22 protein-coding genes and 1 tRNA gene are annotated in these 25,531 nt (G+C 71.6%); 13 read left to right on the top strand and 10 right to left on the bottom strand.

The annotated features are described in order from the left end of the window. Positions 1-29 precede the first annotated feature (29 nt). The 3 genes from ACZ6I1_RS16120 to ACZ6I1_RS16110 form a co-directional block, all read right to left on the bottom strand. A complete protein-coding gene (locus ACZ6I1_RS16120; protein WP_469287531.1) occupies positions 30-1,361 on the bottom strand; it encodes a PP2C family protein-serine/threonine phosphatase in 1,332 nt (443 codons plus the stop codon). Between the two features lie 261 nt (positions 1,362-1,622). Beyond that, on the bottom strand, positions 1,623-2,738 hold the full coding sequence (locus ACZ6I1_RS16115; RefSeq protein WP_469287529.1) for a C40 family peptidase: 1,116 nt from the start codon (positions 2,736-2,738) through the stop codon (positions 1,623-1,625). Positions 2,739-2,950: 212 nt separating this feature from the next. Next, positions 2,951-3,772, bottom strand: a complete 822-nt coding sequence (locus ACZ6I1_RS16110) for a class I SAM-dependent methyltransferase (protein WP_469287527.1) — start codon at positions 3,770-3,772, stop codon at positions 2,951-2,953. A gap of 327 nt (positions 3,773-4,099) precedes the next feature. Between ACZ6I1_RS16110 and mshA the strand changes: the two genes are divergently transcribed. Both mshA and ACZ6I1_RS16100 read left to right on the top strand, forming a co-directional pair. Then, on the top strand, positions 4,100-5,482 hold the full coding sequence (gene mshA, locus ACZ6I1_RS16105) for a D-inositol-3-phosphate glycosyltransferase (protein WP_469287525.1): 1,383 nt from the start codon (positions 4,100-4,102) through the stop codon (positions 5,480-5,482). Further along, positions 5,475-5,963 carry a type III secretion system chaperone family protein gene (locus tag ACZ6I1_RS16100; RefSeq protein WP_469287523.1) on the top strand — a complete coding sequence of 163 codons (489 nt, stop codon included), beginning with the start codon at positions 5,475-5,477 and terminating at the stop codon, positions 5,961-5,963. Before mshA ends, ACZ6I1_RS16100 begins: the two co-directional genes overlap by 8 nt. Here the strand turns inward: ACZ6I1_RS16100 and ACZ6I1_RS16095 are convergent. Then, positions 5,935-7,257 (bottom strand): MDR family MFS transporter, encoded by a 1,323-nt coding sequence (locus tag ACZ6I1_RS16095; protein WP_469287521.1) that lies wholly within the window; start codon positions 7,255-7,257, stop codon positions 5,935-5,937. The two genes, ACZ6I1_RS16100 and ACZ6I1_RS16095, sit on opposite strands and share 29 nt — an antisense overlap. Before the next feature lie 152 nt (positions 7,258-7,409). On the opposite strand from ACZ6I1_RS16095, the gene ACZ6I1_RS16090 reads away from it, so the two are divergent. Together ACZ6I1_RS16090 and ACZ6I1_RS16085 are read left to right on the top strand one after the other, a co-directional pair. After that, complete coding sequence (locus ACZ6I1_RS16090) at positions 7,410-8,171, top strand: phosphoglyceromutase (protein WP_362589958.1); 762 nt, start codon at positions 7,410-7,412, stop codon at positions 8,169-8,171. A 97-nt stretch (positions 8,172-8,268) separates the two neighbouring features. Then, the gene (locus ACZ6I1_RS16085; RefSeq protein ID WP_469287518.1) at positions 8,269-10,044 is read left to right on the top strand and encodes a hypothetical protein; all 1,776 of its coding nucleotides are present in this window, start codon (positions 8,269-8,271) and stop codon (positions 10,042-10,044) included. Positions 10,045-10,519: 475 nt separating this feature from the next. Here the strand turns inward: ACZ6I1_RS16085 and phoU are convergent, their stop codons facing one another. Then, on the bottom strand, positions 10,520-11,197 hold the full coding sequence (gene phoU / locus ACZ6I1_RS16080; protein WP_469287516.1) for a phosphate signaling complex protein PhoU: 678 nt from the start codon (positions 11,195-11,197) through the stop codon (positions 10,520-10,522). A gap of 212 nt (positions 11,198-11,409) precedes the next feature. Between phoU and phoR the strand changes: the two genes are divergently transcribed. Together phoR and phoP are read left to right on the top strand one after the other, a co-directional pair. Beyond that, entirely contained in the window at positions 11,410-12,648 is a 1,239-nt protein-coding gene (phoR, locus tag ACZ6I1_RS16075) for a two-component system sensor histidine kinase PhoR (RefSeq protein ID WP_469287514.1), read from the top strand. 5 nt (positions 12,649-12,653) lie between these two features. After that, positions 12,654-13,325, top strand: coding sequence for a two-component system response regulator PhoP (gene phoP, locus ACZ6I1_RS16070; RefSeq protein WP_465270294.1), 672 nt, complete (start codon positions 12,654-12,656; stop codon positions 13,323-13,325). A 92-nt stretch (positions 13,326-13,417) separates the two neighbouring features. Here the strand turns inward: phoP and ACZ6I1_RS16065 are convergent, their stop codons facing one another. Further along, positions 13,418-14,095, bottom strand: coding sequence for a DUF461 domain-containing protein (locus ACZ6I1_RS16065; RefSeq protein ID WP_469287512.1), 678 nt, complete (start codon positions 14,093-14,095; stop codon positions 13,418-13,420). A gap of 593 nt (positions 14,096-14,688) precedes the next feature. On the opposite strand from ACZ6I1_RS16065, the gene ACZ6I1_RS16060 reads away from it, so the two are divergent. From ACZ6I1_RS16060 to ACZ6I1_RS16035, 6 genes are all read left to right on the top strand, one after another. Then, positions 14,689-15,171, top strand: a complete 483-nt coding sequence (locus tag ACZ6I1_RS16060; protein ID WP_003953493.1) for a CarD family transcriptional regulator — start codon at positions 14,689-14,691, stop codon at positions 15,169-15,171. Positions 15,172-15,444: 273 nt separating this feature from the next. Continuing rightward, a complete protein-coding gene (gene ispD, locus ACZ6I1_RS16055) occupies positions 15,445-16,191 on the top strand; it encodes a 2-C-methyl-D-erythritol 4-phosphate cytidylyltransferase (protein WP_469287510.1) in 747 nt (248 codons plus the stop codon). Next, positions 16,181-16,687, top strand: coding sequence for a 2-C-methyl-D-erythritol 2,4-cyclodiphosphate synthase (ispF, locus tag ACZ6I1_RS16050; protein ID WP_469287509.1), 507 nt, complete (start codon positions 16,181-16,183; stop codon positions 16,685-16,687). Before ispD ends, ispF begins: the two co-directional genes overlap by 11 nt. A gap of 94 nt (positions 16,688-16,781) precedes the next feature. Beyond that, positions 16,782-18,182: a cysteine--tRNA ligase gene (gene cysS / locus ACZ6I1_RS16045; RefSeq protein ID WP_469287507.1), complete on the top strand. Its 1,401-nt coding sequence runs from the start codon at positions 16,782-16,784 to the stop codon at positions 18,180-18,182. A gap of 103 nt (positions 18,183-18,285) precedes the next feature. Beyond that, positions 18,286-19,257, top strand: a complete 972-nt coding sequence (gene rlmB / locus ACZ6I1_RS16040; RefSeq protein ID WP_469287505.1) for a 23S rRNA (guanosine(2251)-2'-O)-methyltransferase RlmB — start codon at positions 18,286-18,288, stop codon at positions 19,255-19,257. Positions 19,258-19,445: 188 nt separating this feature from the next. Next, a complete protein-coding gene (locus ACZ6I1_RS16035; RefSeq protein ID WP_469287504.1) occupies positions 19,446-20,960 on the top strand; it encodes a DoxX family protein in 1,515 nt (504 codons plus the stop codon). A 251-nt stretch (positions 20,961-21,211) separates the two neighbouring features. On the opposite strand, the gene ACZ6I1_RS16030 is transcribed toward ACZ6I1_RS16035, so the two are convergent. The 3 genes from ACZ6I1_RS16030 to ACZ6I1_RS16020 form a co-directional block, all read right to left on the bottom strand. After that, on the bottom strand, positions 21,212-22,006 hold the full coding sequence (locus ACZ6I1_RS16030) for a nucleotidyltransferase family protein (protein ID WP_469287502.1): 795 nt from the start codon (positions 22,004-22,006) through the stop codon (positions 21,212-21,214). A 27-nt stretch (positions 22,007-22,033) separates the two neighbouring features. Further along, positions 22,034-22,450: a hypothetical protein gene (locus ACZ6I1_RS16025; RefSeq protein WP_469287500.1), complete on the bottom strand. Its 417-nt coding sequence runs from the start codon at positions 22,448-22,450 to the stop codon at positions 22,034-22,036. 186 nt (positions 22,451-22,636) lie between these two features. Further along, complete coding sequence (locus ACZ6I1_RS16020) at positions 22,637-23,725, bottom strand: ABC transporter ATP-binding protein (protein ID WP_469287498.1); 1,089 nt, start codon at positions 23,723-23,725, stop codon at positions 22,637-22,639. Positions 23,726-23,962: 237 nt separating this feature from the next. Here ACZ6I1_RS16020 and ACZ6I1_RS16015 point away from each other — a divergent pair. Then, positions 23,963-24,038, top strand: a tRNA-Thr gene (locus ACZ6I1_RS16015). Between the two features lie 84 nt (positions 24,039-24,122). On the opposite strand, the gene ACZ6I1_RS16010 is transcribed toward ACZ6I1_RS16015, so the two are convergent. Then, positions 24,123-25,514 (bottom strand): NAD(P)/FAD-dependent oxidoreductase, encoded by a 1,392-nt coding sequence (locus tag ACZ6I1_RS16010; protein WP_469287497.1) that lies wholly within the window; start codon positions 25,512-25,514, stop codon positions 24,123-24,125. Positions 25,515-25,531: the final 17 nt, after the last annotated feature.

Below are 25,531 nucleotides of genomic sequence, written 5' to 3'. Positions count from 1 at the left end.
GTAGGCGGTAGGCGGTCGGCGGTAGCCCGTCAGGGGGCGCCGCGGGAGAGCAGGACCACGGCCACGTCGTCCGTGAGCTCGCCGCCGTTGAGGCGGCGGGCTTCGGTGACGGAGGCTTCCAGCAGGTTTTCGCCGGTCAGGCCTTCGGCCAGGTGGCGGTTGATCATCTCGACCATGCCGTCCTGCCCCAGGCGCTCCTTGCCCTCGCCGATCCGGCCCTCGATCAGCCCGTCGGTGTAGAGCATCAGGCTCCAGGTGCCGCCCAGCTCGACCTGGCGCCGGGGCCAGCGGGCCTTGGGCAGCAGTCCGAGCGCCGGGCCGCTGTTCTCGTACGGGAGCAGTCGCGCGGCGCGGCCCGGCCTGGAGATCAGCGGTGCGGGGTGGCCGGCCAGGCACAGGCCGGCGCGGCGGCCGTCCGGGGCGATGTCCACCGTGCAGAGCGTCGCGAAGATCTCCTCGCAGGGACGTTCCACCTCCAGGACCTGCTGGAGCGTGGACAGCAGGTCGTCGCCACACAGGCCGGCCAGGGTCAGGGCGCGCCAGGCGATGCGGAGCTCCACGCCGAGGGCCGCTTCGTCGGGGCCGTGGCCGCAGACGTCGCCGATCATGGCGTGGACGGTGCCGTCGGGGGTGCGGACGGTGTCGTAGAAATCGCCGCCGAGCAGGGCCCGGCTGCGGCCGGGGCGGTAGCGGGCGGCGAAGCGGAGGTCGGAACCCTCCAGGAGGGGGTTGGGGAGCAGTCCGCGTTCGAGGCGGGCGTTCTCCTGGGCGCGCAGTTTCGATTCTGCAAGCTTGTACTGGGCGATGTCGGCCCGTTTTCTCTCCACCGCGTACCGGATGGCGCGGCTCAGCAGCCGGCCGTCCAGCTCGTCGCGGAAGAGGAAGTCCTGGGCGCCGACGCGGACGGCCTCGGCGGCGCGCTCGGCGTCCGCCTCGGCGGTGAGGACGAGGACGGCGTGGCGGGGGGCGATGCGCAGTACCTGGCGCAGGTTGGCCAGCTGGTCCACGGCGGTGGTGGCGGCGGCCGCGGTGCGGGGGCCCGAGTCGGGGAGGGCCAGGTCGAGCAGGATGCAGTGGACGTCGGGGGTGAGCAGCCGTTCGGCCTCGGTGAGGTTGCGGGCGGTGCGGAGCCGGATGCGGTGGCCGTCGGTGTCGAGGATCTCCGGGACGGTGAGGCCGCCTGCCGGGTCGTCCTCGATGACCAGGAGGGTCAGCGGGGTCGTGTGCGTGGTCGCCTGCGTGGTCGCCTGCGTGGTCGCCTGCGGCGTCGCCGACGCCAGGGGTGGGGCAGTGGCGGTCAGAACAGCCTGACCGTTCTCCGTGGCCGGGGTGTCCCTCTGCCGCGGTACGGGTACGGGCATCGTCTCCGGTTCCTTCCCTCCCCCCGAGGGTGCGCTCGTGCGCCGACCCTAGCGGCCCGGCACGGCGGGCGGAATGCCGAGGTGGGCCAGGGCCTCCGTCATATGCCGTTATCGCGGGGGAAAATCGGCCTCACTGGATGACAAAGGTCACGCGGGGCCGCGTTCCGTCCCGCCCTTCGAGACGTCGGAGGCCCCCTTCGGGTTGCCTGCGGCGCCCTTTCCCGCTCCCTCCGGTTTCCGGCCCCGCCCCCCCCGCAGGGGCTATGCGTCGGGGCGGACCACTGCCTTGATCGGCATGGAGCCGGCGCCCGCGATCGTGACGTTGCGGCCCGGGCGGGGGGCGTGGACCATCGCGCCGTCGCCGACGTACATGCCGACGTGGCTCGCGTCGTCGAAGTAGATGATCAGGTCGCCCGGGCGCATGTCCTTGAGCGCGACCTTCGGCAGCCGCAGCTGCTCCTGCGAGGTGCGCGGGATCCGCAGACCCGCCGACAGCCAGGCCTGGGAGGTCAGGCCGGAGCAGTCGAAGGCGCCCGGGCCCTCGGCGCCCCAGACGTAGGGCTTGCCCATCTGGGCCGTGGCGTACTGCACGGCCCGCTTCCCGGCGTCCGTCGCCACGCCGTTGACGTCCTTCATCGCGCCCGTGGACAGCCACGCCGTCTGCGCCTTGTACTGGGCTTCCTGCTCCAGCTGGATCAGCCGGGCCTTCTCCTCGGCCTCCAGCTTGTTTTCCAGCTCCTCCGCCGCCTTGATCTTCTCCTCGATCTGCTTCTTCGCGTTCTCCTGCTTGATCCGGTTGGCCTCGAGCAACGCCCACTGGTCGCTCGCCTCCTGCGCGTACCGCTTCAAGTCGTTCTGGGTGCGGTCCAGTTCGGTCAGCATGTCCGAGGCGGCCTTCTCGCCCTGGCGCAGCCGGTTCGCCCCGTCCAGGAACTGGTTCGGATCCTCGCTCAGCGCCAGCTTCGCGCTCGGCGGCAGCCCGCCCGAGCGGTACTGGGCGCGGGCGGCGGCGCCCGCCCGGCTCTTCAGGGCGGAAATCCGCTCCTGGCCCGCGACGACCAGGTTCGCGATCTCGACGATCTTGTCCGACTGGGCCTTGGCCTCGGCCTCGGCCTGGTTGTACGCGTCCGTGGCGGTGCCCGCCTGCCGGTAGAGCTCTTCGATGTCCTTGCGGACCTGCTCCAGGGACTTCGCACCCGGCGCAGGAGAAGGAGTCGCGGGAGTCGCGGGAGCCCCAGGAGCCGCGGGCGTCGCAGGGGCGACGGGCGCCGCGTACGCCATACCCGTCGCCAGCCCCGGCGCCGTCAGTATCGCCATCGCGCACAGCAGCCCGAGCCCGCTCACGCCCCGCCGTCGCCGTCGCCGTTCGGCCCCCATGGTCCCCCCAGGCACCCAGAGTCAGACCCCGCATCATCCTGCATCAGATCTGACTATTCATCAGTAACTTGTCTCTGCTTTCGGGATGGTGCCACGAGCCGGTGAATTCCGACACCCTTGTGGATGCCGCCCCGATCTTGTCCGCCCCAACGGACCCCACCCCTGACGGCTCAACGGGCGATCCGTATCACCGGTTCCCCCGCGCACCGCTTTCACCCCGTCGGGCGCAACGCCTCCCAGCGCACGGTGAGTTCCCCCTGCCGCCACCGCACCGGCCCGTCCGCCAGCGGCCAGTCGCCCGACAGCGCCCGCGCCGTCCGGATCCAGCGCTGCCGCGCCCCGTACGAGGCGTACGGGGCCGCTGCCGCCCACGCCCGGTCGAAGTCGCGCAGGAACGCGTGCACGGGCTCGCCCGGCACGTTGCGGTGGATCAGCGCCTTCGGCAGCCGCTCCGCCAGGTCCGAGGGGCGCTCCAGGGAGCCCAGCCGGGTCGCGAAGGTCACCGTGCGCGGCCCCTCCGGCCCCAGCGCCACCCACACGTGCCGCCGCCCGATCTCGTCGCAGGTCCCCTCCACCAGCAGCCCGCCCGGGGCCAGCCGTGCGCACAGCCGCTCCCACACTGCCGCGACCTGCTCCTCGTCGTACTGGCGCAGGACGTTCGCCGCCCGGATCAGCGCCGGGCGGTCCCCGCCGTCGAGCGGCACCTCGAAGCCGCCGTGCCGGAAGCCGAGCCCCTCGCGCTCGTACGGCTTCGCCCCCGCCACCCGCGCGGGCTCGATCTCGATGCCGACCACCCGCACCCGGGGAGCCGCCTCGCGCAGCCGCGCCAGCAGCTCGACCGCCGTCCAGGGCGCGGCCCCGTACCCGAGGTCCACCGCCACCGGAGCCTCGGCGCGCCGCAGGGCCGCTCCGTGCGCGGCGGCGATCCAGCGGTCCATCCGGCGCAACCGGTTCGGGTTGGTCGTCCCGCGCGTCACCGAGCCCACGGGGCGGCCGGGGGCGCGGCTCGGGGTCGGAGTGGTGCGGGAGGCCATGAGCCGAGAGTAAGCGGAGCCCCCTCGCCGGATGAAAAACCGGCCTCCGCCGAGTCCCTCCGCCGGGATCCCGCCCGAGTCCACACCGGGACCCGCCGGGGTCCCCGCCCGGTCCCCGCGCGGATCCGGCCGCGCCCCGGCCGAGAAAAGTCGCGGAAATCCGGCCACCCCGGAATGCGGGGGGCGGCCATCCGGGTTGCACTCCTTGCAGGGCGCCCGGCGCGCCCCTGTCGGCATGCCCGGCGGCCGCCCGCCGCCGCCGTGCCGCCGTCCCCGTGTCCCCGTGCCGTCCGGTCCGAGTGTCGTCGAGCGAGAGGAACTGCTCCCTTGAGCCAGTACGTGTCCCGCCTCGGCGGCAGCCTCAGCGGCCGCCTCGCCGCCGCCCGCGCCACCCGGCACGAGCCGCCGCGACTGCGCCTGCCGGCCGTCGGCCACCACCGCAAGCCCCGCCGCGTGGCCATGCTCAGCGTGCACACGTCGCCGCTGCACCAGCCCGGCACCGGCGACGCCGGCGGCATGAACGTCTACATCGTGGAGCTGGCCAAACGCCTCGCCGCGATCAACATCGAGGTGGAGATCTTCACCCGGGCCACCGCCGGCGGCCTGCCGCCCGTGGTCGAGCTGGCCCCCGGGGTCCTCGTACGCCACGTGGACGCGGGCCCGTACGAAGGCCTCGCCAAGGAAGAGCTCCCGGCCCAGCTGTGCGCCTTCACCCACGGCGTGATGCAGGCCTGGGCGGGCCACCGCCCCGGCTACTACGACCTCGTCCACTCCCACTACTGGCTCTCCGGCCACGTCGGCTGGCTCGCCGCCGAACGCTGGGGCGTCCCGCTCGTGCACGCCATGCACACCATGGCCAAGGTCAAGAACGCCGCGCTGGCCGAGGGCGACACGCCCGAGCCCGCCGCCCGCGTCATCGGCGAGACCCAGATCGTGGCCGCCGCGGACCGGCTCATCGCGAACACCGCCGAGGAAGCCGACGAACTCGTCCGCCACTACGAGGCCGACGCCGGCAAGGTCGCCGTCGTCCACCCCGGCGTGAACCTCGAACGCTTCACCGTCGGCGACGGCCGGGCCGCCGCCCGCGCCCGCCTCGGCCTGCCGCAGGACGCCGTCATCCCGCTCTTCGCCGGCCGGATCCAGCCGCTGAAGGCCCCCGACATCCTGCTGCGCGCCGTCGCCGAGCTCGTCGACCGGGACCCTTCGCTGCGCCGCCGCCTCTTCGTGCCCGTCGTCGGCGGTCCCAGCGGCAGCGGCCTCGCCAAGCCGGAGGGCCTGCAGAAGCTCGCCGCGAAGCTCGGCATCGCCGATCTCGTGCACTTCCACCCGCCGGTCGGGCAGGACAGCCTCGCCGACTGGTTCCGCGCCGCGTCCGTCCTGGTCATGCCCTCGTACAGCGAGTCCTTCGGGCTCGTCGCCATAGAGGCGCAGGCCACCGGCACGCCCGTGCTCGCCGCCGAAGTCGGCGGCCTGCCCGTCGCCGTCAACGACGGGACCACCGGCATCCTCGTACCCGGCCACGATCCGGTGGACTACGCGCGTGAGCTGCGGCGTTTCGTGGACGACCCCTGGCTCGCGGAACGGATGGGCGCCGAGGCGGCCCGGCACGCGCAGTTCTTCGGATGGGACACGGCCGCGAGCGGCACGGCGGACGTGTACACCGCGGCCATGCATGATCACCGCCGTCGCGTACGCTCCCACCATGGCTGACACCGCCGAGATCATCGAGGCCGCGCTCACCGGCGCCGGGCTGAGCTGGGAGAGCCCCGAGCCGGGCTCGTACGTCGTCCAGCTCCCCGGCACCCGCAAGCTGAGCACCACCTGCTCGTTCCGGCTCGGCCGGCATGCGCTGTCGGTCAACGCCTTCGTGATCCGCCACCCCGACGAGAACGAGGCCGGCGTCCACCGCTGGCTGCTGGAGCGCAACCTCAAGCTGTACGGGCTGAGCTACGCGGTGGACCGCCTCGGCGACATCTACCTGACCGGCCGGCTACCGCTCTCGGTGGTCGAACCGGAGGAGCTGGACCGGCTGCTCGGCACGGTGCTCGAGGCGGCGGACGGGGCCTTCAACACGCTGCTGGAGCTCGGTTTCGCCGGGGCGATCCGCCGCGAGTACGAATGGCGCGTCTCCCGCGGCGAACCGACCCGCAACCTGGACGCGTTCAAGCACCTGACGCAGCCGTCGGCCTGACCTCGGCGGCAACGGCCCCCGTCCCGGCCACCGGCTCGGCCCCCGTCCCGGCCCCCGTCCCTGCCACCGGTTCGGCCACCGTCCCGGCCTCCGCCGGAAGGGTGCGCATCAGCAGCCAGTACCCGAGGCCGGCGACGGTCCCCAGGGCAGCCGTCGCCGCCCACAGCCAGCCCGCGCCGAACCGGTCGATCACCCCGCCCGCCAGCAGCGGCGCGATCAGCGAGGCCACCGCCCAGGACATCGTGTACATGCCCTGGTAGCGGCCGCGCGCGTGCAGCGGGGAGAGCCGCGCGACCAGGCTCATCTGGGTCGGCGAGTTGACGATCTCGCCGAGGGTCCACACGCAGACCGTCAGCGCCAGGACCCCGATCGAGCCGCCGAACGCCGTCAGCCCGAACCCGTACCCGGCCAGCAGCGCCGAGACGATGAGCAGCTTCTGCGGGTCGCGGTGCTCGATGAACCGCGTGACCGGGATCTGCAGCACCACGATCATCACGCCGTTCACGGCGACGACCAGTCCGTAGTCCCCGGTGGAGAAGCCCGCGGTCCCCATCGCGAGCGGCAGCCCGAACGACCCCTGCATGAAGATCAGCGAGATCAGGAACGACAGCCCGACCACCGCCATGAAGCGCCCGTCGCGCAGCACCGTGCCGAGCCCGACCTCCGCCTCGTCCGCCGCCGCGGCCGCGTCGCCCTTCTCGGGCCGGGACTCGGGCAGCTTCACGAAGACGAGCAGCGCGCACACCAGCGTCAGCGCCGCCTCGCCGAGGAATCCGGCCAGGTAGCTGTGCTCGGCGATGAAACCGGCGGCCGTCGAGGAGATCGCGAAGCCGAGGTTGATGGCCCAGTAGTTCAGCGCGAAGGCCCGTACCCGGTCCTCGGGGCGGACGATGTCGGCCATCATCGCCTGCACGGCGGGCCGTGAGGCGTTGGAGGCCACGCCCACCAGCATCGCGACGGCCGCGATCGCCGCCGGATGCTCCATGAAGCCGAGGAGCGCGACCGAGAACGCGGTCGCGAGGTTCGCCGCCATCAGCGTGGGCCGGCGCCCGAGCCGGTCGGTCATCACCCCGGCGGCCAGCGAGGAGACCACCCCGCCGAGCCCGTGCAGGGCGACCACAAGTCCCGCGAAGGAGGCCGAGTAGCCCCGGTCCAGGGTCAGGTACAAGGTCATGAACGTCGCGACGAAGGCCCCGAGCCGGTTCACCAGCGTGCTCGTCCACAGCCACCAGAACGCGGGCGGCAGCCCCGACACGCTCTCCCGGGCGGCCCGTCTCAACCTGGCAGCGGACATGAGGAATCCCCCCGGAAGCGTAAGCGTCTCTATGGCTCGCCGCACATTACGAGTGGGGGGTCCGCCCGCGCCACCCAATTGACGTCCGGCGTCAATCGGCGGCCGTGGACACCGCGCGCGAGCGCCCCGGGCCGTCCATTAGGCTCGTACGCATGGCCGACGCACCGTACAAGCTGATCCTCCTCCGCCACGGCGAGAGCGAGTGGAACGCGAAGAACCTGTTCACCGGCTGGGTGGACGTCAATCTCAACGAGAAGGGCGAGAAGGAGGCGGTCCGCGGCGGTGAGCTGCTCAAGGACGCCGGCCTGCTCCCCGACGTCGTGCACACCTCGCTCCAGAAGCGCGCGATCCGCACCGCGCAGCTGGCGCTCGAGGCCGCCGACCGTCACTGGATCCCCGTGCACCGCTCCTGGCGCCTGAACGAGCGCCACTACGGCGCCCTCCAGGGCAAGGACAAGGCCCAGACCCTCGCCGAGTTCGGCGAGGAGCAGTTCATGCTGTGGCGCCGCTCGTACGACACCCCGCCGCCGGCCCTCGAGGACGGTACGGAGTTCTCCCAGTCCGAGGACCCGCGCTACGCCTCGATCCCGCCGGAGCTGCGGCCGCGCACGGAGTGCCTCAAGGACGTCGTCGTCCGCATGCTCCCGTACTGGTACGACTCGATCGTCCCGGACCTGCTGGACGGGCACACGGTGCTGGTCGCCGCGCACGGCAACTCCCTGCGCGCCCTGGTCAAGCACCTGGACGGCATCTCCGACGCCGACATCGCGGGCCTGAACATCCCGACCGGCATCCCGCTCGCCTACGAGCTCGACGCCGACTTCAAGCCGGTCAAGCCGGGCGGCACCTACCTCGACCCGGACGCGGCCGCGGCCGCCATCGAGGCCGTCAAGAACCAGGGCAAGAAGAAGTAAGAAGAGCGATCAAGCCCTGACCTGTGCGCATGGCGCAGGTCAGGGTTCTCTGGATCGGAGTCATGGTGCCGATCCTGTTTTTCCGGGGGGAATTCACATGCGCAAGACCAGCCACGCCCTGGCCGCGACGGCCGGGGCGCTGCTGCTCGCCGGCCTGCTGCCGCTCCAGAGCGCACTGGCCGACGACGGTCCGACCAAGCTCTGGACCTTCTGTACGAACGGCTGGGGTTTCGGCAGCTCGCTGTTCGATCCGAAGGAGAAGCCGGTGATGGTGCCGGGCGGTGAGGACGCCGGCCCGGCCTGCTGGATCAACTTCAAGAGCTCCGACAGCGGCAAGACCTGGATCGGTACGGACTTGCAGCTGACACTCGCCGCCGAGTCGGTGGCGGCCTCGGGGTACTCCCCGCAGCAGCTGGCCCGGATGCTGTTGGTCCGCACCAACTACGAAGCCACCGAGGTGGGCAGGGACTGGACCGTACGCCACTGGACGGTCACCCCGGACGGCGCGCTGACGCTGGCGATCCCGGCCTGCACCACCAACTGCACCGGTGTGTTCCTGCAGCTGTCCGGCGCGCCCCGGGAGCGGGAAACCGTACTGAAGGCCGAGCTGAAGGCCACCAGCCCCGGCTACGACCCCACCCCGCTGCCGATGTCCTTCGACTACTTCGGCCGCTCGGGCACCCAGCCGGTCACCGTCGGCACCCCCGGCACCTTCGTGCCCGTGATGCCCACGCGGCTGCTGGACACCCGTAACGGCACCGGCGCCCCGGCCGCCAAGGTCGGTGGCGGCCAGTCGGCCAACGTCAGGATCGCGGGACGGGCCGGCGTGCCGGCCCAGGGGGTCACCGCAGTCGTCTTGAACGTGACGGCCACCAATCCGACGACTGACAGTCACGTCATCGCGTACCCGCACGGCATCGCGCGGCCGACCGCCTCGAACCTGAACTTCACCGCCGGGCAGACGGTCCCCAACCAGGTCACCGTCCCGGTCGGGGCAGACGGCACGGTCGACCTGTACAACAACGCCGGGTCGGTCGACCTGATCGCCGACATCAGCGGCTACTACCTGGCCGGGGACACCGGGCAGCGCTTCACGGCCGTCAGCCCGAAGCGGCTGATGGACACCCGTAACCCCTGGCTCAACCCGAGCACCCCGACCAGGCCGTTCGGACCGGTCGGCACGGGCGGGACGATCACCCTGGACGTCGCCAAGACCCACCCCGGCGCCAAGGCGGTGACCCTGAACGTGACGGCCACCAAACCGACGACTGACAGCCACGTCATCGCGTACCCGCACGGCATCGCGCGGCCGACCGTCTCCAACCTGAACTTCACCGCCGGGCAGACGGTCCCCAACCAGGTCACCGTCCCGGTCGGGGCAGACGGCAAGGTCGAGCTCTACAACAACGCCGGGTCGGTCGACCTGATCGCCGACATCAGCGGCTACTACTCCGCCACCGGCTCGAAGTTCGTCCCGACCGGCCCCACCCGGGTACTGGACACCCGGACGGCGCCGGGCACGCGGCTCGGCGAGCACAAGGAGCTGGACATCCAGCCCAACTCGTGGAAGTTCGGCATCCCGCCGTTCGGGGTTACCGGCGTGACCATGAACGTCACCGCGACCGGTGGCACGGCCGCCAGCCACCTGTCGGCGTACCCCACCTCGGGCTGCGACCGCTACCAGGGCATGTGGCCGGAGTATTCGAACCTCAACTTCACCGCCGGGCAGACTGTCCCGAACGCGGTGACCAGCGGGCTGCCCTCGCTGAACTACTGCGGCCTGAACAAGTGGGCCGACGCGGTGACCATCTACAACCACTCGGGCACTGTGGACGTGATCGCCGATGTGAGCGGCTACTTCCTCGAGGACTGACCTGGCCCGGCGACCTCCAACTGATCGGCAGCGGCCCGCACGTCACGGACTTGCCGGGCGGGCAACCCGTACAGAGGCCGGGGCGAGAAGCCAGAGGTGCGAAGCCAGAGGCGCGAAGCCAGAGGCGCGAAGCCAGAGGCGCGAAGCCAGAAGAGCCCCGTCCGGAAAACGGACGGGGCTCTTCCTGGCGTGCGGTGTGCCGGGTCGGCCGGGTCAGCCGCCGCACTGGCACGGGGCGCCGGACTGGCAGCCGCAGCCGCAGCCAGAGCCGCAGCCGCAGGCTGCGAGCAGCGGGAGGCGCAGCGGCTCCGGCCGGGGCGGCTGCTCCTGATCCGGAGTGATGGGAACGGGGGAATCGGGCATGGTTCCTCCTCGCGCAGGCGGCGTACGGGCCGCCGTACGACGGACCGCCTTCGCCCCATTCATGCCCAGCCACACCGGCGCGTCAACGGCGCATGGGGGCTCGCGCCCGGGTTCAGACGCCCTCGACCGGGGTCGGCGGCTGGAGCTCGTCCGCGTGCTCGCCCGTCACCAGGTACACCACGCGCTTGGCCACCGACACCGCGTGGTCCGCGAAGCGCTCGTAGTAGCGACCCAGCAGCGTCACGTCCACGGCCGTCTCGATGCCGTGCTTCCAGCGGTCGTCCATCAGGTGCTGGAACAGCGTGCGGTGCAGCTGGTCCATTTCGTCGTCGTCGTGCTCCAGCTGCAGGGCCAGGTCGACGTCCTTGGTGATGATGACCTCGGCGGCCTTCGCCATCAGGCGCTGCGCCAGCTGCCCCATCTCCAGGATGGTGGCGTGCAGGTCCCGCGGCACGGCGGTGTCCGGGAACCGCAGCCGGGCGAGCTTCGCCACGTGCTGGGCCAGGTCGCCGCTGCGCTCCAGGTCCGCGCTCATCCGCAGCGAGGTGACGACGATGCGCAGGTCGGTGGCGACCGGCTGCTGCCGGGCCAGCAGCGCGATCGCCCGCGCCTCAAGGTCGTGCTGGAGGTCGTCGACCTTCTGGTCGGCGGCGATGACACTCTCGGCGAGCTTCAGGTCGGCGTCGAGCATGGACGTCGTGGCCCGCCCGATCGCGGAACCGACGAGCCGGGCCATCTCGACCAGGCCCTCTCCGATCGAGTCCAGTTCCTCGTGGTACGCGTCACGCATGTCTGGTGTCCCTCTCTTGACCTACTGCACTACTGCGGGGGCCGGCCAGGGCGGCCACTGGCCCCACGTTGACACGGTGAGCCGCCAACGCGTCCGACTCCGGCATCACAAATGAATCAACCCCGTCCCCAGGGTGAACTCTGGGCGACGACTGTTCGAGGTGGCACCCGAACGGCTGTGGAAGTGTCGTCGTGCCTGCTTAACCTGGACGCATGGACGTGAACGCGGCGGTCGCCGCAGCTGCAGCGATCGCCGGTCTTTGCACCGGTGTGATCGCGATGCTGGCGTTCCGCTGGAGCGAGCGCGACCAGGCCCGCCCCACCCGGAGCTCCATGCGCCCCGACATCAATGCGGTGCTCCCGCCCGGCGTGGACACCGTCCTCTCCGTGCTCCGCTCCTCCGCCGTCGTACTCGACGAGGGCGACGCGGTGGTCAAGGCCAGCTCGGCGGCGTACGCCCTCGGACTGGTCCGCGGCGGCAAACTCGCCGTCGAACCGATGCTCCACATGGCGCGCGACACCCGCCGCGACGGGGAGATACGCCAGGTCGAGCTGGACCTGCCCCGGCGCGGCACCGGCCGCGGCGAGGCCCTCGCCGTCTCCGCGCGCGTCGCCCCGCTCGGCTCCCGCCTGGTGCTCCTCCTGGTCGAGGACCTCACCGAGGCCCGCCGCATCGAGGCCGTACGCCGCGACTTCGTCGCCAACGTGTCCCACGAGCTGAAGACCCCCGTCGGCGCGATCTCCCTGCTGTCGGAGGCCGTCATGGACGCCTCGGACGACCCCGAGGCGGTCAGCCGCTTCGCCGGCCGCATGCAGATCGAGGCCACCCGCCTGATCAACCTCGTGCAGGAGCTCATCGACCTCTCCCGGGTGCAGAACGACGACCCGCTCGAGGACGCCGAGCCCGTCCGCGTGGACACCCTGGTCGCCGAGGCGATCGACCGCTGCCGCCACACGGCCTCCTCCAAGCAGATCACCATGGCCGCGGGCGGCACCGCCGACCTGCGCGTCTGGGGCCACCGCGGACAGCTCGCGGCAGCCCTCGGGAACCTGGTCGAGAACGCCGTCAACTACAGCCCCGCCCGCACCCGCGTCGGCATAGCCGGGCGCAGGGTCGCGGCACCCGGGGGAGACTTGATCGAGATCGCCGTGACCGACCAGGGCATCGGCATCCCGGAGAAGGACCGCGAGCGCATTTTCGAGCGCTTCTACCGCGTGGACCCGGCCCGCTCCCGCGCCACGGGAGGCACGGGCCTGGGCCTTGCGATCGTGAAGCACGTGGCCGCCTCGCACGGCGGGGAGGTGTCGGTGTGGAGCTCGGAGGGCCAGGGCTCCACGTTCACCCTGCGACTCCCCGAAGCAGCCGCGCCGGGCCCCGCGAAGACCCCCGCACACGCCCCACCCCTGCCTGACTCAGCAACAGCCATTCCTGCCCCGGAGGTCCTTCCGTGACCCGAGTGCTCGTCGTCGAGGATGAGGAATCATTCAGCGACGCCCTGTCCTACATGCTGCGCAAGGAGGGTTTCGAGGTCGCCATCGCGGCGACCGGACCCGACGGGCTGGACGAGTTCGAGCGCAACGGCGCCGACCTCGTCCTGCTCGACCTGATGCTCCCCGGCCTGCCCGGCACGGAGGTCTGCAGGCAGCTGCGCGGCCGCTCCAACGTCCCCGTGATCATGGTGACGGCCAAGGACAGCGAGATCGACAAGGTCGTCGGGCTGGAGATAGGAGCCGATGACTACGTCACGAAGCCCTTCTCCTCGCGGGAGCTGGTCGCCCGCATCCGCGCGGTCCTGCGCCGCCGCGGCGAGCCGGAAGAGGTCACCCCGGCGGCCCTGGAGGCGGGCCCCGTACGGATGGACGTCGACCGCCACGTGGTCACCGTCGCCGGCGGGAAGGTGGACCTCCCGCTGAAGGAGTTCGACCTGCTCGAGATGCTGCTGCGCAACGCGGGCCGCGTCCTGACCCGCATGCAGCTGATCGACCGCGTCTGGGGCGCCGACTACGTCGGTGACACCAAGACTCTTGACGTCCACGTCAAGCGCCTGCGCGCCAAGATCGAGCCGGACCCGGGCGCGCCGCGCTACCTGGTCACGGTGCGCGGCCTCGGCTACAAGTTCGAGCCGTAGACCGAACGGGCGCACACGGATGTGAACGGATGTACGGGAAGGGCCCCGGCCGCAGGTGCGACCGGGGCCCTTCCCGTACGTGCGCTACGCGCTCAGTGGCCCGCGCTGTGCGAGGCGGAACCCGACGCGGTGCCGGACGGCGTGCCCGAGGGGGTGCCGGCCGGGGCGCCCGAAGCGGTGCCCGACGGCGTGCCCGAGGGGGTACCGGACGGGGTACCGGCCGGGCTGCCCGACGGGACGGGGCCGGCGGCCGGGGCCGCGCTCGGGCCGAAGCCCGCGTACATGCCGGTGGCCGGGACCACGAAGGCCTCCAGCGCGACGTCGCCGGTGCTGCTCAGCTGGAAGACGACCTTCTGGGCGTCGCCGTCCTTGCCCGCCTCGGCGCCGTTCTCGATCACGGCGGACGGGTTGCCCTTGCCGCCGAGCACCACGGAGCCGCCGGCCGGCACGATGACCTTGCCCGTCCCGGTGGCCGCCTTCAGCACGACCTTGCCCTTGCCACCCGGGAGGGTGATGCCGTCAAGCGTCTGGTCCTTGGTGCCCGCGTTGAAGACCGTCGCCGACACGGCGGCGGGGCCCTTCTTCTCCTTCGTGCCCTGGCTGATCACCAGTGCGTTCTGGATCTTGATCTCGCCCTTGGTGACGGCGGCGTTGTCCGGCTTGATCTGGAGGGTCTGCGCGTCGTTGCCCGCACCGCATGCGGCCAGCGAGGCGATCGAGAACACGACGGCAGTGGCGGCGAGGGCGCCGCGTCGAAGGCTGCGGCTCACGGCGGCGGCAACTCCTTGGACGTACGGAACGGGAGGGTGGGCTCCCTTGGGAACGGCCGAGGGAAAGCCGCTCTAAGGGTGTGTCAGCGGGCCTTAGGTTACCGAGCCGCCGCCCTGCCCCCGCACCCGACCCTCCGCACGGCGGCGGCCGCCCTGCCGGGCGCCGCCCCCATCTCCCGCGATCTTGTATTCCGCGTCCCGATCATGCGGCGCCCGCATATCGCCTGGCCGGGGTCCCGTGATCAATTCCGGGATTCCCGGGAACACCACCGCGTGATCAATTCGGGATTGGGCCGGAACCGCTCCGCGCGGGGCGGCCGCCAGTCGAACGGAGTAGTTCGGTTTCACGACACCGAAACCGGCAAAACGGGACGTACGTCACGCTGACGGGGGTGCCGGACAGGTGTAGCGTGGCCCTTTCGCCCGGTCCGCACAGCGCCCCCGACCTGCGAATACCCCCTTCCGGAAGCCCTCCGCAGCACGTTCCTGTCGCTGTTGTCAAGCCCCGAGATGTGCCCTGACCTGCGAAAACGCCATTCATAACAGTCAGTTCTCGTGTTACCCTGGATAGCCACGGAAGGGGTACCTGTCACATGACGTTCAAGGTTGGCGACACCGTGGTCTATCCCCATCACGGGGCCGCGCTGATCGAGGCCATTGAGACTCGTCAGATCAAAGGCGTGGACAAGACCTACTTGGTGCTCAAGGTCGCCCAGGGCGACCTGACGGTTCGTGTGCCTGCGGACAATGCGGAGTTCGTCGGTGTTCGCGACGTAGTCGGCCAGGACGGGCTGGACCGGGTCTTCGAGGTGCTCCGCGCACCGTATGCAGAAGAGCCGACGAACTGGTCCCGGCGCTACAAGGCAAATCTGGAGAAGCTCGCTTCTGGCGATGTCATCAAGGTCGCCGAAGTGGTGCGTGACCTGTGGCGTCGTGAGCGTGAGCGCGGGCTTTCCGCGGGTGAGAAGCGCATGCTCGCCAAGGCGCGCCAGATTCTGGTGAGCGAACTCGCGCTCGCCGAGAACACGAACGAGGACAAGGCCGAGGCCCTCCTCGACGAGGTGCTCGCGTCCTGACGCGAGACCCCGTACAGCAAACAGTGTTCATCTGAACAATGTGTACACAGTTGTGCCGCGGTGCCCGCTGACAAGGCCTCTCCTCCACGAGGGGCCTGTTGCCGGGCGCTGCGGCATGTCTGTACCCATACCTTGTGATCCTCACTGGCGTGCCGGGTCCGGGCAGCCTGCTCGACCGGTCGTCACGGAAGGGGCGAGGGCGTCGCACCCGGCACGCTTCAGGCCATACCCATGTCGGCCGAAGTCACAAACCTGGCTCGGAGCTACCTACTGATGTCTGACGAAACGCGCCCCCACCGCACCGCCGCGGTGATCCCGGCAGCCGGCCGCGGCGTACGCCTCGGGCCCGGCGCCCCCAAGGCCCTGCGGGCCCTCGGCGGCACCCCGATGCTCATCCACGCCGTCCGCGCCATGGCCCGCTCCCGCGCGGTCTCCCTCGTGGTCGTCGTCGCCCCGCCCGACGGAGCCGACGGCGTACGCCTCCTCCTGAACGAGCACGCGCTGCCCGACCGCACCGAGATCGTGGTCGTGCCCGGCGGCCGGACCCGCCAGGAATCCGTACGCGCCGGCCTCCAGGCGCTGCCGCAGGACATCACCTCCGTCCTCATCCACGACGCGGCCCGCCCGCTGGTCCCCGTCGACACCGTCGACTCCGTCGTCGAAGCCGTCCGCGACGGCGCCGCGGCCGTCGTGCCCGCCCTGCCGCTGGCCGACACCGTCAAGGAGGTCGAGCCCGGCAGGCCCGGCGAGCCCGAGCCCGTCGTGGCCACCCCCGAGCGGGCCCGGCTGCGCGCCGTGCAGACCCCCCAGGGCTTCGACCGCGCCACCCTCGTGCGCGCCCACGAGGAGATCGCCGTGGCCGGCGAGGGAGCCACCGACGACGCCGGCATGGTCGAGCGCCTCGGCGTCACCGTCGTCGTGGTCCCCGGCCACGAAGAGGCCTTCAAGGTCACCCGCCCCCTCGACCTGGTCCTGGCCGAGGCCGTACTCGCCCGCAGGAGGGCCACCGATGCCTACTAGTCCCCGCCCGGCGCCCCTCGTCCCGCTCGTCGGCATCGGCACCGACGTGCACGCCTTCGAGGCCGGACGCGAGCTGTGGTGCGCCGGCCTGCTGTGGGAGGGCGAGGACGGCCTCGCCGGACACTCCGACGGCGACGTCGCCGCGCACGCCGCCTGCGACGCGCTGTTCTCCGCCGCCGGCGCCGGCGACCTCGGCGCGCACTTCGGCACCTCCCGCCCCGAGTGGTCCGGAGCCGCCGGCGTCACCCTCCTGGCGGAGGCCGCCCGGATCGTCCGCGCCGAGGGCTACGAGATCGGCAACATCGCCATCCAGGTGATCGGCGTACGCCCCAAGATCGGCAAGCGGCGCGAAGAGGCGCAGAAGGCGCTCGCCGCCGCAGCGGGCGCCCCCGTCTCCGTCTCCGGCACCACCACCGACGGACTGGGTCTCACCGGCCGCGCCGAAGGGCTCGCCGCCATCGCGACGGCCCTCGTGTACCGGACGAATCCCGCCTAGTGCGACGTACGAAGGCACTTCTTCCGCAACAAAGAGGCCCCCGCGTCCCCAAAGGGTCGCGGGGCACTGCTACAGGCGCACTACCCTGGATGCCGTGACTATTCGCCTGTACGACACCAGCGCCCGGCAGATCCGTGACTTCACCCCGCTCACCGCGGGCTGCGTCTCGATCTACCTCTGTGGCGCCACGGTGCAGGCGGCCCCGCACATCGGGCACATCCGGTCGGGTCTCAACTTCGACATGATGCGCCGCTGGTTCGCGTACCGGGGCTACGAGGTCACCTTCATCCGCAACGTCACGGACATCGACGACAAGATCATCTCGAAGTCCGCCGAACAGCGCCGCCCCTGGTGGTCCATCGGCTACGAGAACGAGCGCGCCTTCAACGACGGCTACACCGCGCTCGGCTGCCTGCCGCCCACCTACGAGCCCCGCGCCACCGGCCACGTCACCGAGATGGTCGAGATGATGCGCGGCCTCATCGAGCGGGGCCACGCCTACGAGTCCGAGGGCAACGTCTACTTCGACGTGAAGTCCTACCCGGGCTACCTCTCGCTGTCCCGCCAGGAACTCGACAACATCCGCCAGCCCGAGTCCACCGGCGAGACCGGCAAGCGCGACCCCCGCGACTTCGCCATGTGGAAGTCGGCCAAGCCCGGCGAGCCCTCCTGGGAGACCCCCTGGGGCCGCGGCCGCCCCGGCTGGCACCTGGAGTGCTCCGCCATGGCGCACAAGTACCTCGGCGAGGCCTTCGACATCCACGGCGGCGGCCTGGACCTGATCTTCCCGCACCACGAGAACGAGATCGCCCAGGCCAAGGCCTTCGGCGACGAGTTCGCGAACTTCTGGGTCCACAACGCCTGGGTCACCATGTCCGGCGAGAAGATGTCCAAGTCCCTCGGGAACTCGGTCCTCGTCTCCGAGATGGTCAAGCAGTGGCGCCCGATCGTCCTGCGCTACTACCTCGGCACCCCGCACTACCGGTCGATGATCGAGTACAGCGAGGAGGCGCTGCGCGAGGCGGAGTCCGCCTTCGCGCGCATCGAGGGCTTCTACCAGCGCGTCATCGAGAAGGCCGGCTCGCCCGTCGAACCGGCCGCCGAGGTCCCGCCCGCCTTCGCCGAGGCCATGGACGACGACCTCGGGGTCCCGCAGGCGCTCGCCATCGTCCACACCACCGTCCGCCAGGGCAACAGCGCGCTCGCCGCCGACGACAAGGACGCGGCCATCGCGCGCCTGTCGGAGGTACGGGCCATGCTCGGCGTCCTCGGCCTGGACCCGCTCGACCCGCACTGGGCGCAGGAGACGGACCGCGGCGAAGACCTGCACGGCGCCGTCGACACCCTCGTCCGGCTCGTCCTGGAACAGCGCGAGTCCGCCCGGGCCCGCAAGGACTGGGCGACCGCCGACGCCATCCGCGACCAGCTCCAGCAGTCCGGCCTGGTCATCGAGGACAGCCCGACGGGCCCGCGCTGGACGCTCGGCCCCCGCTGAGCCCCGCCGCCCGCGCAGCAGAGCTTGGTGTGCCGCCCGGCGCCCCGGGCGGCACACTCTTCATACGTACATACCGCAGCATCAACGAAAACAGGTAGAAGTCATGGCCGGGAACAGCCAGCGCAGGAACCGCCGCACGTCCAACAAGAAGGGCGCGACGGTCGGCAGCGGTGGCCAGCGGCGCAAGGGCCTGGAGGGCAAGGGCCCCACGCCCAAGGCCGAGGACCGCAAGAAGCACAAGGCGAACCGCATCGCCAACGCCATGGCCCGGCAGGCCGCCAAGCGCCGCCCGGCCCCCCGCCGCGGCGGCCCCAAGGGCACCAGCGAGATGGTCGTCGGGCGCAACCCGGTCTTCGAGGCGCTGCGTGACGGCGTACCCGCCACCACCCTGTACGTCCAGCAGTTCATCGACAACGACGAGCGCGTCCGCGAGGCCCTCCAGCTCGCGTCCGAGCGCGGCAACATCAACCTGATGGAAGCCCCGCGCCCCGAGCTCGACCGCATGACCAACGGGCTCAACCACCAGGGCCTGGTCCTCCAGGTCCCGCCGTACGAGTACGCGCACCCCGAGGACCTCACCGCCGCCGCGTACGACAACGGCGACGACCCGCTGATCGTCGCCCTCGACGGAGTCACCGACCCGCGCAACCTCGGCGCGATCGTCCGCTCCGTCTCCGCCTTCGGCGGCCACGGCGTGGTCATTCCCGAGCGCCGCGCCGCCGGCATGACCGCCGGTGCCTGGAAGACCTCGGCCGGCACCGCCGCCCGCACCCCGGTCTCCCGCGTCACCAACCTGACCCGCGCCCTGCAGGAGTACAAGAAGGCCGGCATCGCCATCGTCGGCCTCGCCGCCGAGGGCCAGCACACGGTCAGCGACCTCGACGCGCTCGCCGGTCCGGTCGTCATCGTCGTCGGCTCCGAGGGCAAGGGCCTCGGCCGCCTCGTCGGCGAGAACTGCGACTACCTCGTCCGCATCCCCATGCCGGGCGGCGCCGAATCCCTCAACGCCGGTGTCGCCGCCGGCGTCGTGCTCTACGAGGCCGCGCGCCGCCGCGCGGACCGCGGCCGCATCTGATCCCACGGGATCCGCACGGACCGCGCGGTTCCCACCGTCCGCACGGTCCGCTTGATCCACTTGGCTCACGGAACGTGACACGTGAGGCTGTCACCCCGCCCGTTTCGGGCGGGGTGGCTTGATCTTGACGGGTCTCGGACAGATCCCTGCTGTCAAGGCAGTGTCCTAAACACTGATCACTCGGTTAGATGAGTGTGGACACCAGAACGTCAGGGTTCGACGACCAGCCCGCGCTGAGCATGGTCAAGGTGCCGTGCGACCCCGCACAGGTCATCGTCAACCACGCCAGCTTCCGCGTGCGGCTCGCACCGAGCCCGAGCGCGCGTTCCAAGCCCGCGAACGCCCCCGGCCGCGCCCCCGTCCTCGGCGGCGCCGTGGTCGCCGCGGCCGGAGCCACCCGCCGCAGAGCCCCCGTCGTCTGGAGCGGCAAGTCCGCCCCCGGCGACGGAGCGGCCATGGGCGGACTCCTCCAGGCCGTGCGCGAGGCCGGCCGCGGCAACGACGCATACGACGGCGGCGCCACCCAGGTCATCCCGCGCATCGACCTGGCCCACGACCTCGCCGACGACACCCTCGCCACCCCCACCGTCATCGGCCAGCGCACCTACGGCGACCCGGACGAGACCCGCCCCCTCGCCGCCGTACGCGACCTGCCCCACGGCCCCGCCCACGGCGGCGGTTCGCCCGACTCCGGCGCCGACTCCCGGCGCAACGGCACCGACACCCGCGGACAGGCCTCCTACTACCCCGGCCGCCGGATGAACCTCGGGGTCGTCCTCCTCCCGCTCCGCGTCTTCCTCGGCTTCATCTCCATCTACGCCGGCATGGGCAAGCTGTGCGACCCCGTCTACTTCGACGGCGGCGAACGCGGCTCCATGGTCACCTGGCTGCACACCCTCCACCCCTGGGCCCTCGCCGAACCACTGCGCGACTTCGCCCTGGCCCACCCCGTCGGCGCGGGCCTCAGCGTCGCCTTCCTCCAGGTCATCGTCGGCGTCCTGACCGTCTTCGGCCTCTGGCAGCGGTTCGCCGCCTGCTTCGGAGCCCTGCTCTCCGCAGCGCTCCTGATGACGGTCAGCTGGAAGACGGTCCCCGCCTACGACGCGCCCGACATCATCTACCTCGCCGCCTGGAGCCCGCTGATCATCGCCGGCGCCCCCGTCTACTCCCTCGACGGACGCCTCGCCGGCGAAGCCTGGCGCACCCTCGGACCCCGCTCCGAGATCTGGCGCCTGCGTCGGCGCGTCCTGCGCCGCGGAGCCCTCATGGCCGGCGTCATCTGCGGCCTCACCCTGCTCGTCGGCTCCCTCCTCGGCGGCGCCGTCCGCTCCACCACCGTCGTCACCGTCCCCGGGCCGGGACAGGCCCCGAGCAACTACCTCCCCGGCCGCCCCCTCCCCAAGGAACCGGCCAGGCAGCAGCAGCCCGCACAGCAGCCCGCCACGTCCGCCCAGCCCTCGGCGAGCGCCTCCGAGCCCGCCGCGAAGTCCGGCAAGGGCGCCTCCGGCGGCCCCGCCCGCGAAACCGCCGGCACCGGCTCCGAATCACCCACCGCCACCAAGGGCACCACCAGCAAGCAGACCCCCCGCAGCACCCCCCGCCAGTCCGCCCCGCAGAAGTCCCCGACCTCCTCCGGGACCACCACCGGAGGCAGCACCGCGCCGACCAGGCAGCCCGGCCTCGTCGGAGGCCTCCTCGGCTGAACCGGCCGACAACGGAGGGCCCGGCACGCACCGCGTGCCGGGCCCTCCGCGCGCCCCGGGCGCTCCCGCTGTGACCGGGCGGGTGGTGGGCCCGTCCGCCGGCCGGTCAGGCGGCGGGGCCGAGGTCTCCTTCGAGGAGCGTTTGTCCGATCGGGGGCCGGCCCCAGAGGGCCAGGCCCTGCACCGCGGCGTCGGGCAGGGTGCTCGCCGACAGCCGGGGGCGCCGGGCCGCAACAGGTGTACGAAAAGGCTCAGGACGCCGTCTGCGCCGCCAACTCCCTTGCCGCCTCGGTCAGGTCCTTGGCCGTGTCGATCGCCCGCCAGTAGGCCCCCTGAGGCAGCGGAAAGCCCGCCAGCCGCCGCTCCCGCGCCAGCCGGGGGAACGTCGTCCGCTCGTGATCCCCCAAATCCGGCAGCAGCGACACGAATTCGGGCCCGAACACGTAGACACCCGCATTGACCGGATACGGCGACGGCGGAGCCTCGATGAAGTCCAGCACCTGCCCGAACTCGTTCGTCTCCACCACCCCCCACGGAATCCGCGGACGGGCCAGCGCCAGTGTCGCCACCGCACCCCGCTCCGCGTGGAACGCCGCCATCTCCCGCAGCGAGAACCGCGTCCAGATGTCACCGTTCGTCGCGTACCAGGACCCCTCGGGGCTCGGCAGATGACGCGCCGCGTACTTCAGACCACCGCCCCGCCCCAGCGGCACTTCCTCCACCACCGTCGTCACCCGCAGCGGCAACTCCGCCTTCTCCAGCCACTCCTGGAGCACCCCTGCCAGATGCCCGCACGACACCACGGCATCCGTCACCCCCTCCGACGCCAGCCAGGCCAACTGGTGCCCGATGATCGGCACACCCGTTCCCGGGATCTCCACCATCGGCTTCGGACGGTCGTCCGTATACGGACGCAGCCGCGAGCCCTGGCCACCCGCCAGGACGACGGCCTGGGTGGGGGCGGCGGGGAACGCGGCTGCGGGAGGGACGGGAGAAGCGGAAGGAGCGGGAGGGGCGGCGGAGTCGGATCGGGGGGTGTCGGTCATGCGGCCAGGGTAGGGACGCTGCGCGCCTCAACCCATGGAGGCGACACCCGACGCGTACGAGGTGTCGCACACCGGGCGGGCGAAGGACTGCGCCTTCGTCGGACCGTACGCGTCCACCGCCGCCCGGCCCAGCGCCCGGGCGATCCCCACGCAGTGGGCCGCCAGCGAGGGCCGCTTGTCCACCTCCTGCTGGAGGTGCGTGAGCACGTCTCCCGGTTCCTTGCCCTGCTGGATCTCGCCGACGAGCGTGTCCCGCAGCACTTCGTGCGGCGCGGGCCGCGGCTTGGCGGCGACGGAGACGTCCTCGGCGGACGCGGTCAGGATCTGGGAGGAGGACGTGTCCGCCCAAGGGACCATGGTGACCGCGAGGGTCCCGGACAGGACCAGGACGACGGGCAGGACCAGGGCGAGGGAACGGCCGATACGGCGGGCAGTGTGGGTCACGAGGGCGAGAGTAGCGCTCGGTGAAGATTTGGAGACATTTAGTCACCCGGTCGGGGGATGGTTCGACGTGGCTTTTCGAATCAGAGGTTGACGAGTGGGGCCGAATGGCCCGCTCTGCCGGGGTTCTTGCACGACGAAGGGGCGCCCCCCCACGGGGACGCCCCTCCAACACCCTGCCGCCGCCGACTAGTCGGAGAGCCGCGCACCGGAGGATGTCGAGAACACGTGGATCTCGCCGGCCCGCGGCACGACGTGCATGCTCGAGCCCTTCTCCGGCACCTGGCGGCCGTTCACCCGGACCACGAGGTCCTGCGAACCCTCGGCCGACGAGGCCGACCCGTACACGTACCCGTCCGCACCGAGCTCCTCGACCACGTTCACGACGATCGTCAGACCGCCGCTCTCGGCGATGTCGAAGTGCTCCGGACGCACGCCCACCGTGACGGTGCGGTCACCCGCGTCGGCCGCGGCCGACAGCGCCTCGCGCGAAACCGGCACCACGCTGTCGCCGAACTTCACCCCGCCGTCGGCGATCGGGACCTCGACCAGGTTCATGGCCGGGGAGCCGATGAAGCCCGCGACGAACAGGTTCGCCGGGCGGTCGTACATGTTGCGCGGGGTGTCGACCTGCTGCAGCAGCCCGTCCTTGAGCACGGCCACCCGGTCGCCCATGGTCATCGCCTCGACCTGGTCGTGCGTGACGTAGACGGTCGTGATGCCCAGGTCGCGCTGGAGCGCCGCGATCTGCGTACGGGTGGACACGCGGAGCTTGGCGTCGAGGTTCGACAGCGGCTCGTCCATGAGGAACACCTGCGGCTTGCGCACGATGGCCCGGCCCATGGCCACGCGCTGGCGCTGACCGCCGGAGAGCGCCTTCGGCTTGCGGTCGAGGTACTGGGTCAGGTCCAGCATCTTCGCCGCGTCCTCCACCTTCTTGCGGATGGTGGCCTTGTCCTCGCCGGCGATCTTGAGCGCGAAGCCCATGTTGTCGGCGACGGACATGTGCGGGTAGAGCGCGTAGTTCTGGAACACCATCGCGATGTCCCGGTCCTTGGGCGGCAGGTGCGTGACGTCGCGGTCACCGATGCGGATGGCACCGCCGTTGACGTCCTCCAGTCCCGCGAGCATGCGCAGGGAGGTGGACTTGCCGCAGCCGGAGGGGCCGACGAGGACGAGGAACTCGCCGTCCTCGATCTCCAGCTCCAGCTGGTCGACGGCGGGCTTGTCGCCGCCGGGGTACAGACGGGTCGCCTTGTCGAAAGTGACAGAAGCCATGGGTGATGAATCCCTTCTACCGGCAGGAACGTGCCGGACGATCCGAGTGGAAGGTCTAGTCCAGGGAACGGACTCCGCCCGACGCTACCGGCCGCGGCGGCTCCTGTCAGTACCCGGTGGGCAACGATTGCCGAAGCCGGCCGGACCGGGGGCCGGCCCATGTGATGGCTCGGGGAATCGGGCGCTGTGTAGAGTGATGGCGGCTCCACGCGCGGTGCGTTTGCGGGTGGGTGTCGTGCCGCCTTAGCTCAGTTGGTAGAGCACTGTACTTGTAATACAAAGGTCGTCGGTTCGATTCCGACAGGCGGCTCCATCCCAGGTCAGAGGTCTTCTGGTCAAGGGAATGCGGACAGGAACGGAAGGCCCCGGGTGATCACCCGGGGCCTTCCGGCGTAGGTCAGTGGCGGCCCGAGATGCGGTCGGCCAGGCGGGCCAGGGGGGTCGTCGTCGGGGTGTGGCTGGTCGTCTCGTGGCGGTCGGCCCGGCGGTAGGCGGCGTACAGGGCCTGGACGCCGAGCCAGCGGAAGGGTTCCGGCTCCCAGCGGCGCACGCGGTGGTTGACCCAGGGCAGCGCGGTCAGCGCCGTGGTGTCACCGAGGACCAGGTCGCGCAGGGTGCGGCCCGCGAGGTTGGCGGTCGCGACGCCGGAGCCGACGTAGCCGCCCGCCCAGCCCAGGCCCGTGGCCGCGTCCAGGGTGACGGTGGCGCACCAGTCGCGCGGCACGCCGAGGACGCCCGACCAGGCGTGGGTGATCTCCGTACCGGTGAGGATCGGGAAGAAGGAGACGAGCAGGTCGCGCAGGGAGTCGATGGTGGCCGGCTCGGTGCGTCCGGTGTTCTCGGCGGCGGCCGCACGCGAGCCGAAGCGGTACGGGACCCCGCGGCCGCCGATCGCGATGCGGCCGTCCGCGGTGCGCTGGGCGTACATGTAGGCGTGGGCCATGTCCCCGAGCACGGCGGAGTCGGACCAGCCCAGCCGGTCCCACGTCGCATCCGGGAGCGGGGCGGTGACGATCATCGAGGAGTTCATGGGGAGCCACGCGCGCTTGTGGCCCTTGAGGGCGGCGGTGAAGCCCTCCGTGCAGCGCAGTACGTACGGGGCGCGGACGGTGCCGTAGGGGGTGGCGGCCGTGCGGGGGGTGACCTCGGTGACGGGGGTGGATTCGTGGATCACGACGCCCAGTCGTTCGCAGGCCGCGGCCAGGCCCCTGGCCAGCTTCAGCGGGTGGATCCGGGCGCCGTGCGGGCTCCAGCTGGATCCGACGGCGTCGGCGATGTCGATGCGGGCGCGGGTGGCGGTGGCGTCGTGGAATTGGCGGTCGGTCTCGCCGAAGGCGAGTTCGGCGGCGTGGAAGGCCTTCAGGCGGGTGAGTTGGGCGGGCGTGCGGGCCACTTCGAGGACTCCGCCGCGGTGGATGTCGGCGTCGATGCCTTCCTTGGCCGCTACGTCGATGACCTCGGTGACCGTGTCGTTCATGGCGTGCTGGAGGCGTTGGGCGGCCTGGTGGCCGTGGAGTGCGGCGTAGCGGTCGCGGCCGGCGATGCCGTGGTAGAGCCAGCCGCCGTTGCGGCCGGAGGCTCCGTAGCCGCAGGACTTCTGTTCCAGGACGGTGATGCGGAGGTCGGGGGCGGCGGTCTTCAGGTAGTAGGCGGTCCACAGGCCGGTGTAGCCCCCGCCCACGATGACGACGTCGGCCGTGGCGTCGGCGGTGAGGGGTGTGCGGGGCGGGGTGGTGGGGGCGGTGGGGGCGGTCGCGTGCCAGAAGGAGATGCCGCCGTTGATCGTCATGGGGCAGTTGGTACACG

Source organism: Streptomyces sp. NPDC046303 (assembly GCF_055588085.1).
Note: the sequence above shows the minus strand (reverse complement) of the source record. Positions and strands in the feature narration are given on the sequence as shown.